Raw genomic sequence first — 4,080 nt, forward strand, 5'->3', positions numbered from 1 at the left:
GCTCATGGCTCATGGCTCATGGCTCATGGCTCATGGCTCATGGCTCATGGCTCATAGCTCTTGAGTATGGTTGAGTACAAAGTTAATATATTCAGAGGGTTTCATGAGCGATTCGGCCGCCAGCGTGCAATAGTCCACAACCGGAGTGGCAAAAACACCTGTCAGAACAATAATAATTGCCATGGCTCCTGATGACCAGGTCATCCAGTTGATATATACGGGTTTATCATCAAACAACGCTGTTTTGATAATTGGGACAGGCTGTTTTTCGGGTGTTTTTTTCCAGAAAACCTCCATCCATATCTTCACCATAGAGAAGAGGGTGAAGAATCCTACAAAGAGGGCGGTAAAAGCAATTCCCAGTTGTTGTGCATCGATACCCGCTTTGATGAGTAGGTATTTGCCTATAAATCCGCTGAGAGGTGGCAATCCGGCCAGACTGAAAGCGGAAATAAAAAAGAATATTGCCCAAAGGGGATGTTCCTTATAGAAATCTCCCAGTACTTTAAGATTGAGAGTTCCTTTCTGGCGGTGAACATATCCGGCTACCAGAAAGGCATTGGTTTTGGATATCATATTGTGTGCCAGGAAAAAGATGGCTCCTGCCAGTCCGGCCACGGTATAAAGCCCCAGTCCCATAACCACATATCCCACCTGACTGATGATGTGAAACGACAACACTTTGCGAAACTCAAACTGTGAAGTGGCTGTAATAACTCCGATAACCATGCTGAGTCCGGCAATCCACAATATCAGCGGTTGCCAGAACTCGCTGTTTTGGTGCAGAAAAAGGGTATAAAACCGGATGAGTGAATAGATACCGACCTTGGTAAGCAGTCCGGCAAACAGTGCTGTAACCACAGGTGGAGGGGTATGGTAGGAGGCTGGCAACCAGAAAAAGAAGGGTGCCAGGGCTCCTTTGATGGCAAATCCCACAAATATGAGGATGAAAGCGGGATTCAGTTCCGGGGGCATGGTTTCGTAACTCATCAGTTTCTGGGCGATGTCGGCCATGTTAAGTGTTCCCAGTTTTCCGTAAAGAAGACCAATTCCTGCCACAAAAAAGAAGGATGAAATAAGATTGAGAATGAGATATTTTATGGCTCCTTCCAGTTGGTTACGTTCTCCACCATGACTCATCAGAATGAAAGAAGCCATCAGCATAACTTCAAACCACACATATAAGTTGAAGATGTCGCCGGCCAGAAAACTGCCGTTGACGCCCATCAGAATGCCAAAAGAAAAAAGATAAAAGCCGAAACTCTTGCGGCGGGAATCGACTGATTGGATGGAATAAGCCATGGTTGCCATAAAAACGATGGCAGAAACCAGTACCATTAAAGCACTGAAACGGTCGGCAATGAGAGTGATACCAAAAGGAGCGGGCCAGTCCCCCATTTGAATTTTTACCATGCCATCGGTGTTTACTTCTATCAGAAGAAATACCGAAATCAGAAGGTTAAGGGCTGCGGCCCCTATTGCAACATACTCCCGTCCATGGAAATGGCGAAACAGAAAAGCAAAAATCATGAATGCAAGTGGCAGAAAAATGGGTAATGCTATTATCATTTCTGGTCGGTCTTACTAAGTTGGTCCAGGTCGTGTGTGCCTGTGGTTTCAAAATATTTGTATTTCAATGCCAGTATGTAGGCGGCAATGCCCAGACCTATTACAATGGCCGTGAGTATTAGTGCCTGAGGCAGGGGGTCGGTCATGGTTTCAAGGGAAGCTTTTTCAGCCTCATCGGCAATAAAGCTAACACCGCTTCGGGTTATGCCCCCCGAAAGGAATATGATGAGGTTGGTGGCATTACTGATTACAAACACCCCAAGGATGAGCTTCACAATACTCCGCCGAAGCAGCAGATATACTCCGCTGGCATACAACAAACCGATAAAAAGGGCGATTACGAGTTCCATTTCAGTACATCCATTATGTTTGTAAATATCGATACAATCATTCCCACAACCAGCACAAAGACCCCAACATCAAACAACAACGGGGTCCCCAAAGCAATTCCGGCCAGGGAAGTCCACATCCCTGTCAGGGGTGGTTTGCCGAACAACATGGGAATGATGGCTGCCAAAAATGCGATGAGCAGTCCGCTTCCCATGATGTAGCGAGGGTTGATTTTTATCTTTTCAAGTACTTTTTCCGAGCCGAACACAATGCCATAGAGCAGAAACCCTGCCGCTGCAATAATGCCGGCAATAAAACCACCTCCCGGGCGGTTGTGTCCTCTGAGCAGCAGGAAGAGTGCGAATCCTACCATTACATACAAAAAGAGGTTTGCGATGCGTTCCAGTACAATATTTCTCATTTCTCAGGTTTCTTTTTTATCGGGTTGAATCGTAAAAGTGTAAAAACACCTGCGGCGGCCAGCCCCAGCACCGTTATCTCGCCAAGAGTATCAAGAGCCCTGAAATCAACCAGTATCACATTTACGATATTGCGGCCATGACCTTCCAGGAAACTTTTTTCTGCAAAGAACTGCGAAATAGGCTCTTCCAGATTGATGAATCTGGCTTTGAGTACAACCATGGTCATCATGGTGCCTACTGCCAAGGCTATTATAGCATCGCGGATGCGCGATTTTTTACTGGAAAGCACCGCAAAATCGGGCAGATAGAAAATGACCATTACAAAAATGACCATGATGATGGTTTCGGCCAGGAACTGTGTAATGGCCAGGTCAACAGCTCCGTAGAACATATACAGAACAGCCACTCCGTATCCCAGCACTCCCATAGATACAATGGCAGAGAGTCGTGATTTGCTGAATACGGCAAACAACACTGCCATGGCTGACACAATCAGTACCATTACCACATGCATTCGTACAGGAGAACTTTCATCCGGATTAAACCAACCACCTCCGGCACTGAGCAACTGATAAATTATCAGTAGCAGGGTGGCCATAAAAAAAGTAATGAGGTAGTATCGGTGATACCCGTGTTGAATGCGGTTGGTGTGTTTCCCGGCAAAACTCAGGTAATTGCTGATGAGGTTGTTGAATTTTTCGGGGAGGTGATACTGGTCCGTCCACAAAATGATGATGCCTACCAGTTTTCCAACGGGGCGACGCAGTAAAAAGACAACTACCCCCATTGCTACCGTGAAGATGCTCAGCAGCAATACCTGGTTAAAGCCATGCCAAAGGGCCAGATGAACCTCTACTGTTTGCGACTGCACATAATACATGGCGTTGGACAAAATATTATTTAGCCAGCCGGGAGTCAGACCCAGCCCCAGACCTACCAGTGCGAGTGCTACCGGTCCGGCCAAAAAATTGCCGGGTAATTCGCTCTCTTTATGCTTGAGCAGAGTGGCCGTTCTCTTTTTGCGTGGAAAGAATATTTCGTAAAATACAAGTATTGATATGGCCACCATCATTATGTTGGCTGCAACCCCCAGAGGAACTATGAGCCACGATAACTCCGGCATCTGAACTTTGGCGTCGTAAATCAATTCCTTTCCGATGAATCCCAGCATAGGCGGGAGGCCCGACATACTCAGGAGGGCCAGAATTCCGGCAATGCTGGTTATGGGCATGCTTTTCAATAGTCCACTTAATTTTCCAATGTCACGGGTTCCGGTGTTTTTGTCGATGATGCCGGCCACCATAAACAAACCGCCTTTATACAAGCCGTGTACAATGAAGAAAATTAGTGCCGCCTTGATGGATGCGGTAGTGTTCATGCCAATGAGCATAACCATTGTTCCCAGTGCACTGATGGTGGTAAAGGCCAATATGCGTTTAAGGTCTTTCTGTCCCAGAGAGAAAAATGCACCAATAAACATGGTGATGCCGCCGGTTAGTATTAGAGCTCCTTTCCAGGCGATGGTTCCTCCCATCACGGGATTCAGTCGAAGCAGCAGAAAGATTCCGGCATTGACCATGGTCGCTGAGTGCAGATAGGCACTGATGGGGGTAGGGGCATTCATGGCGCCGGGCAGCCAGAAATGGAACGGGAACTGGGCCGATTTGGTGGCGATGGCTATAAATATCAGGAGAAATACGATTTGATATTGGGAATGAGCTCCGAAATGAAACCCCTGCGCATAAAGTTCACTGAGGCG

4 protein-coding genes are annotated in these 4,080 nt (G+C 46.9%); all 4 read right to left on the reverse strand.

What is annotated here, in order from left to right; translation table 11 throughout:
• Positions 1-51: 51 nt before the first annotated feature.
• Positions 52-1,569, reverse strand: coding sequence for a proton-conducting transporter membrane subunit (locus QZZ43_RS00585; RefSeq protein WP_291854923.1), 1,518 nt, complete (start codon positions 1,567-1,569; stop codon positions 52-54).
• Positions 1,566-1,919, reverse strand: coding sequence for an NADH-quinone oxidoreductase subunit K (locus QZZ43_RS00590; RefSeq protein WP_291854926.1), 354 nt, complete (start codon positions 1,917-1,919; stop codon positions 1,566-1,568). The genes QZZ43_RS00585 and QZZ43_RS00590 overlap by 4 nt, the downstream gene beginning before the upstream one ends.
• On the reverse strand, positions 1,907-2,320 hold the full coding sequence (locus QZZ43_RS00595; RefSeq protein ID WP_291854930.1) for an MnhB domain-containing protein: 414 nt from the start codon (positions 2,318-2,320) through the stop codon (positions 1,907-1,909). Before QZZ43_RS00595 ends, QZZ43_RS00590 begins: the two co-directional genes overlap by 13 nt.
• Positions 2,317-4,080: hydrogen gas-evolving membrane-bound hydrogenase subunit E (gene mbhE / locus QZZ43_RS00600; protein ID WP_291854932.1), on the reverse strand; the 1,764-nt coding region annotated here is incomplete at its 5' end. The genes mbhE and QZZ43_RS00595, both read right to left, overlap by 4 nt.

This window comes from Marinilabilia sp. (assembly GCF_016278715.1).
Lineage (GTDB): Bacteria > Bacteroidota > Bacteroidia > Bacteroidales > Marinilabiliaceae > Marinilabilia.